The organism is Myxococcus qinghaiensis (assembly GCF_024198215.1).
GTDB lineage: Bacteria > Myxococcota > Myxococcia > Myxococcales > Myxococcaceae > Myxococcus > Myxococcus qinghaiensis.
Genome location: NZ_JAKCFA010000013.1, coordinates 308,253 through 314,252 on the forward strand (window position 1 = coordinate 308,253; position 6,000 = coordinate 314,252).

The 6,000-nt window shown below is 68.5% G+C and carries 6 protein-coding genes; all 6 read left to right on the plus strand.

From position 1 onward, the window contains the following. Window positions 1-401 precede the first annotated feature (401 nt). Window positions 402-1,754 carry an RtcB family protein gene (locus LZ199_RS25350; protein WP_253996322.1) on the plus strand — a complete coding sequence of 451 codons (1,353 nt, stop codon included), beginning with the start codon at window positions 402-404 and terminating at the stop codon, window positions 1,752-1,754. A gap of 69 nt (window positions 1,755-1,823) precedes the next feature. Next, a complete protein-coding gene (locus LZ199_RS25355) occupies window positions 1,824-2,732 on the plus strand; it encodes a TIGR02266 family protein (protein WP_253996323.1) in 909 nt (302 codons plus the stop codon). 149 nt (window positions 2,733-2,881) lie between these two features. Then, complete coding sequence (locus LZ199_RS25360; RefSeq protein WP_253996324.1) at window positions 2,882-3,373, plus strand: cupin domain-containing protein; 492 nt, start codon at window positions 2,882-2,884, stop codon at window positions 3,371-3,373. 165 nt (window positions 3,374-3,538) lie between these two features. Beyond that, window positions 3,539-4,444 carry an MBL fold metallo-hydrolase gene (locus LZ199_RS25365; protein WP_253996325.1) on the plus strand — a complete coding sequence of 302 codons (906 nt, stop codon included), beginning with the start codon at window positions 3,539-3,541 and terminating at the stop codon, window positions 4,442-4,444. 198 nt (window positions 4,445-4,642) lie between these two features. Then, on the plus strand, window positions 4,643-5,224 hold the full coding sequence (locus LZ199_RS25370; RefSeq protein WP_253996326.1) for a hypothetical protein: 582 nt from the start codon (window positions 4,643-4,645) through the stop codon (window positions 5,222-5,224). After that, on the plus strand, window positions 5,221-5,421 hold the full coding sequence (locus LZ199_RS25375; protein WP_253996327.1) for a hypothetical protein: 201 nt from the start codon (window positions 5,221-5,223) through the stop codon (window positions 5,419-5,421). The genes LZ199_RS25370 and LZ199_RS25375 overlap by 4 nt, the downstream gene beginning before the upstream one ends. The last annotated feature ends 579 nt before the right edge of the window (window positions 5,422-6,000 follow it).

Sequence of the window (6,000 nt, forward strand, 5' to 3'; positions counted from 1 at the left end):
ATAGGTGATGGATGGGCCTGGAGCCGGAATGCGGCAAGTCCTTGGCCGATCCAATTCCCGCGCTTCGCACGCGAGCCGACTTTCGGTCGACCGTCCGGGTGTGCGCGTCAGGCCTCGGGGCCACCACGAGGATGCGGCGGCGACGTCGAGACGGCAACAACACCCGCCCTCCGTCGTCGTCCCCAGGTCCGGGGCAGGCACCACCCACGCACCGCGTCGCGCCCTTGCGCCCTGCCCCGTTCTCCGAGGGAAAACCCCGGAAATTCGCTCGCTTTCCCGCCCGCTCTCCCAGCATCCTCGAAACCCCGGGCGAACCCGGGCGCCAGAGTCAGCTTCTTTCGGACGCTCCCGTCCCTCGCGCGTGTTCACCCCTGTCCAGGGGCGTCAGGGGAGGCAATGCCATGAGCTGGAAGCAGCGGTTGGAGAAGACGGCGGAGGGCCACTACGTCCTTCCGAAGACCAAGAGCATGAAGGTCGACGCGGACCTGTTCCTGTCCGACAAGCTCCTCTGGGGCGAGGGCCCCGAGCTGCCCGGCCTGGAGGACGCCGTCTTCGACCAGGTGGTCAACGCCGCGTCCTTCCCCGGCGTCACCCGCGTCGCCGTCACCCCCGACTGTCACGTGGGGTACGGCGTCCCCATCGGCACCGTGGTGGAGACGGACGGCATCCTCCTGCCCACCGCCGCCGGCTACGACATCGGCTGCGGCATGGTGCAGTTGCAGACCTCCCTCACCGCGGAGGACGTGGCGGACCCCGCGAAGCGCCGCCAGTGGATCGACCAGGTCACCCGCCGCATCGCCGTGGGCGTGGGCGCCAGTCGCGTGCAGCAGCAGCGCAAGGTGTCCGACCGCGCCTTCGCGGAAGTCGTACGTCACGGCGCCAAGGCCCTGGGCCGGGGCTCCGCCGTCACCGAGCGCGACTTCATCCCCGTGGAGGACGACCGGGTGGACATCCCCGATCGGGCCTATGAGAAGCGCGGCCAGCTGGGCAGCCTGGGCGGCGGCAACCACTTCACCGAGATGCAGGTGGATGAAGCGGGCCGCGTCTGGGTGATGCTCCACACCGGCAGCCGGGGCTTCGGGTGGAACATCGCCAAGACGTTCTTCGTCAAGGGCGCCGCCCAGTTGGGCCTCAAGAGCCGCAGCGAGGACTTCGTCTGGCTCGACGCCGACAGCCCCATGGGCCGCGAGTACTGGAACCTGCACAACATGGCGGCCAACTTCGCCGTGGCCAACCGGCTCATCATCGGTGAGGCCGTGTGCGCCGCGCTGGAGGACGTCTTCGGCGGCACCGCGAGCGTCTATTACGAAATTTCCCACAACCTCATCCAGAAGGAGGCCGGGAAGTTCGTCGCCCGCAAGGGCGCCACGCGCGCGTTCCCCGCGGGCCACCCCGCGCTCAAGCGCACCACGTGGGAGGGCACCGGCCACCCCATCCTGATTCCGGGCTCCATGGAGACCGGCAGCGCCATCCTGTTCGCCGAAGAGGGCGCGTCCAAGTCCATCTACTCGGTGAACCACGGCTCCGGCCGGCGCCTGTCCCGAGGCGAGGCCCGACGCGTGCTGAATCAGGGCGCCACCGACGCGCGCATGGCGGAGTCCGGCATCATCCTCAACACCCGGCAGACGCCGCTCGACGAGTCCGGCCCCTGCTACAAGAACCTGGATGACGTGCTGGAGACGGTGGAGATGGCGGGGCTCGCCCGCATCGCCAAGCGCCTCAAGCCCGTGGCCTGCATCAAGGGCGCGGATTGACCCACCCGCGAGTGGGGCGTGGACTTCCCGGGGAGCCTGCTACAGTGGCGCCCCTCTGGAGTCCCAAGAATGACCTCGCCGCCCCCTGCCGCCCGCGTCCCCCCGTCGGGCCCCCGTGAGGCCGAGCTGGCTCGCGCCGAGAGCGAGCTGTCCGCCCAGGAGTCCCGCCTCGCGGAGCAGGTGACGCGCGCCCTCGCCGACACCGCCGCCCTCACCTCCCGACTGGACGGCGTGCGCGCCGCGCTGGCCCGGGCCCACCAGGAACCGGACGCCGACCCGCAGGTGGGTGAGCAGGCGGCCAGGCTCCAGGCCGCTCGCGTGCCCTCGCTGGACGTGGAGGCCGCGCGCGCGAAGGCACTGGAGGCTCGCGAGAAGGCGCTGGAGGCTCGCAAGCGGATGGGGACGGAGGTGCAGGCCGCGCTGCGCATCCAACAGGAGCAGACCGCGCAGGTGGCTCGCGCGGTGGCGGACGCGGAGGCCGCGCTGAAGCAGCAGGTGGAGTCCTCCGCGGCCAGGACGCGGGCCCGCCAGGAAGCCGCTGCTCGCGCGCGTCAGGCGGAGCAGGCCCAGGCCGCCGCCACGGTGAAGACGCAGGGACAGCCGCCCGCGGCCCCCACGCGCGCCTCGGACAGCGCGGAGGCCCGGCGCAACGGGCGGGTGCGGATGCACACGTCCATCGACATGCGCAGCGACTCCAACTTCTTCACCGGCTTCTCGATGGACATCAGCGAGGGCGGCGTCTTCATCGCCACGGTGGACGCGGTGCCGCGCGGCACGCAGGTGGAGCTGGACTTCACGCTGCCGGGCGGCCGGCCCATCAAGGTGACGGGGGTGGTGCGCTGGGTGCGCGAATCCAATCCCCGCATGCCGGACCTGATGCCGGGCGTGGGCGTGCAGTTCACCGGACTGCCGCACGAGGTGGCCTCCGTCATCTCCTCGTTCGTCACCACCCGCGACCCCATGTTCTATCCAGACTGAAGCCTGACGCGCTTCGTCGGGTAGTCGACCCAACCCCGCGCCCGGTTGTCCATGAGCGGCGCTGGGGGAATCAAAAGACAGACATCCGGCCCTGGCCTCGGGCATGGTGGCTCGCGGACTTCCGCGTCCCGACAGGAGAGCACCACGAGATGAGCGCGCCCCCCCGAAGCCCCATCGCCAGCAGCGCCCGCCCTCCCCGCTGGGACTCCGGCCGCCGCGGCGAGTCCGCCCCCGGAGAGGCCTCCACCAACGAGGTGAGCACCGACGTGGCACCGCCCTCCGTGGACAAGGTCAACCTGGCCCAGAAGCTGGCCCTTTTCTCCGAGCACTGGTCTCCGAAAGTCATTGGTGAGCTGAACGGCCAGCACGTCCGGCTGGCGAAGCTGCTGGGCCCCTTCACCTGGCACCACCACGACAATGAGGACGAGCTGTTCCTCGTCCTCCACGGCCGGCTGCGCATGGAGCTGCGCGAGCGCACCGTCGACGTGGAGCCGGGTGAGCTCATCATCATCCCGCGAGGCGTGGAGCATCGGCCCGTCGCGGAGGAGGAGGTCCATGTCCTCCTCTTCGAGCCGGCCACCACCCTCAACACGGGCAACGTCCGCGAGGAGCGCACGGCCGACACGCTGGAGCGCCTGTAATCCAGGGCGCCGCGCGGGCTTCGTGCCTGCGGGGACCTTGGACTGGAAGGACTCCCGGGCGGGCGAGCGAGCCTCGTCAGGCACGCCTGGGACTCCTCGCCCTCGTGGGACATGCCACCTTTGTGACACGGACCCGAGTGGCTCCTCGCCAGGAAACGTGTCGCCATGCGCATCCACCATCTGAATTGCACCACGATGTGTCCGCCTGGAGGCCGGCTCATGGACGGACGCCGGGGCTTCCGCGGACCCGCGGCCCTGACCTGTCATTGCCTGCTGGTGGAGGCGGCGAACGGGCTCATCCTGGTCGACACGGGCTTTGGATTGGAGGACGTCCTCCACCCGCATGCCCGGCAGAGTCCCCTGTTCCTGGACCTGCTGTGTCGCCCCCAGTTGTACGAGGGGTCCACGGCCATCCGGCAGGTGGAGCGGCTGGGCTTCAAGGCGGAGGACGTGCGCGACATCGTCCTCACCCACCTGGACTTCGACCATGCCGGAGGGCTGGATGACTTCCCGCACGCCCGGGTCCACCTGCTGGCGGACGAGTACCGCGCGGCCACCGCCCGCAAGTCTCCCCTGGACCGCCAGCGCTACCGCCCCGCGCAGTGGCTTCACGAGGCGCACTGGGTGACGTACCCCACCGGAGGCACGAACGAGCGTTGGTACGGCTTCGAGTGCGTCCGGGACTTGAAGGGGCTGCCTCCCGAAATCCTCCTGGTGCCCCTGACGGGACACACGCTGGGACACGCGGGCGTCGCGGTGCGCTCCGAGGACGGGTGGCTGCTGCACGCGGGAGACGCCTACTTCTTCCACGGTGAGATGGACCCGGACCGCTACCGCTGCACCCCGGGCCTGCACCTCTATCAGCGCTTGATGCAGAAGGACCGCCGCCAGCGCTGGCACAACCTGCGACGGCTGCGCGTGCTGAAGAAGTCACACGGCGAAGAGGTGACGTTGTTCTGCGCGCATGACTCGCTGGAGTTCGAGCGCATGGAGGCGCGGGAGAAGCGGACCGACGCCTCGCCCCTGGCCTCCTTCGTGACCTCCGAGCAGCCCCTCCAGCCCTCCCTCTGAGCGAAGGCCTCAGAGAGGCGCCGGCTCGCCCGCGTCGTCTTCCCGCTCCGCGCCCAGATCCACCGTGAAGGTGGAGCCTTCGCCCGGCATGCTGTCCACGTGGACGACGGCCAAGCCACCTCCAACAATATCAATAGGTTGGATTTGACTTGCCATAGCACGCCGGCGTCTGTACGTTTTTCGCGGAGAATCAATACAATGGCCACCCTGGTGCTCCCACCACTCGAGGCAGGACGGGTCTACCGCACGCGGGACTTCGAGCCTTGGAGCGCCAATCCGCCCAGGTACGTCAAGCAACTGGTCGCGAAGGGGCAGTTGGTTCAGCTCGCACGCGGGCTGTTCACCTCGCCCAAGCGGAGCAAGTTCGGCGTGGTGCCGCCGGGAGACGATGCGCTCATGAGGGCGTTCCTCGATGACAGCCCGTTCGTCTTCACCGGCCCTGAGCGATGGAATGCGCTGGGGCTTGGCGCGACAGCCGTGTTCACGATGCCCCTGGTCTACAACACGAAGCGCTCCGGCTTCGTCGAGTTCGGCCCTCGCCGCTTCGAGTTGCGAAGAGTCGCCTTCCCTACTCCCGCGCCAAGAGAGTGGTTCGTGGTGGACCTCTTGGAGAACGCCGACCGGGCGGGCACTTCTCGTACGGAACTGGGAAGCGCGCTGACACGTGCGATGGCACATGAATCCTTCGACCGGGAAACCCTCCGTGCGATGGCCCAGCGCTATGGGACGAAGTCCACACGGGACGTGGTCTACGCCGCGCTCAAGGCACGTGCCGATTGAGTTTCGTTCACGAGGATGAGGAGTTCGACGCGCTCCTGCGTATCGTCGCCGAAAAGCGTCACCTCTCGCTGGCGCTCGTCGAGAAGGACTATTGGGTCACCCACACGCGGTGGGCGCTCTACGAGGCCGGATTTGAGGTCTGGTTCAAAGGGGGCACCTCCCTATCGGGTGTAGTTCCAATCCTGAGCGGTGGATGAGCTGTCGGATTGGCAAGCAGCGTGTGTGCAGTGGAGCGCGAAGTGGTGCGGAGCTGGAGCAGCGAGACTGCTTGAGGCTTAACACCTTGCCAACTGCGGAGGCCCGCGTGCTGTAGCCAGCTTCGCAGGCTCAGAGGTCAGTCCCTGGTATTCCAGAGGGCGCTAACCCCACTGGGAGTTGTCAGGTATGCCCAGTCCCGACTCCTGCCGCCACACCGCACACAGGCGCACGTCCTGCGTAACAGCCCCGCCCAGTTCAATCGTGGCGTGCACTCCTTCTTCGACTCCTCCACCCTCGCGGCAAACGACGGGCTCTTCTCCTCTGGCTCCGATTCCTCTTGGGGGATCATCACCGCGATGACTCTGAACAGGATGGCCCACAGGAGGGCTTCGTCGAAGTCCCTTCCCTCCGGGGTATCGGCCTCGAAGACGATGGTGTGGAGGCGGGCGCGGGTAAGCGTTCAGGGGGGATGGGCGGCTGCAGAAGGAGCAGGCCAGCAGCCGGCGGGAGGCTTGTCGCTCGCTGACGCGGCGTGAGGCATGGGACACGACACGTCGTGGCAAAGGTCGACCCCAAGG

Bases quoted from the DNA above. Each gene is read 5' to 3' on its own strand.
- LZ199_RS25350 (WP_253996322.1), top strand. From the start codon at position 402: ATGAGCTGGAAGCAGCGGTTGGAGAAGACGGCGGAGGGCCACTACGTC.
- LZ199_RS25360 (WP_253996324.1), top strand. From the start codon at position 2,882: ATGAGCGCGCCCCCCCGAAGCCCCATCGCCAGCAGCGCCCGCCCTCCC.
- LZ199_RS25355 (WP_253996323.1), top strand. From the start codon at position 1,824: ATGACCTCGCCGCCCCCTGCCGCCCGCGTCCCCCCGTCGGGCCCCCGT.
- LZ199_RS25365 (WP_253996325.1), top strand. From the start codon at position 3,539: ATGCGCATCCACCATCTGAATTGCACCACGATGTGTCCGCCTGGAGGC.
- LZ199_RS25370 (WP_253996326.1), top strand. From the start codon at position 4,643: ATGGCCACCCTGGTGCTCCCACCACTCGAGGCAGGACGGGTCTACCGC.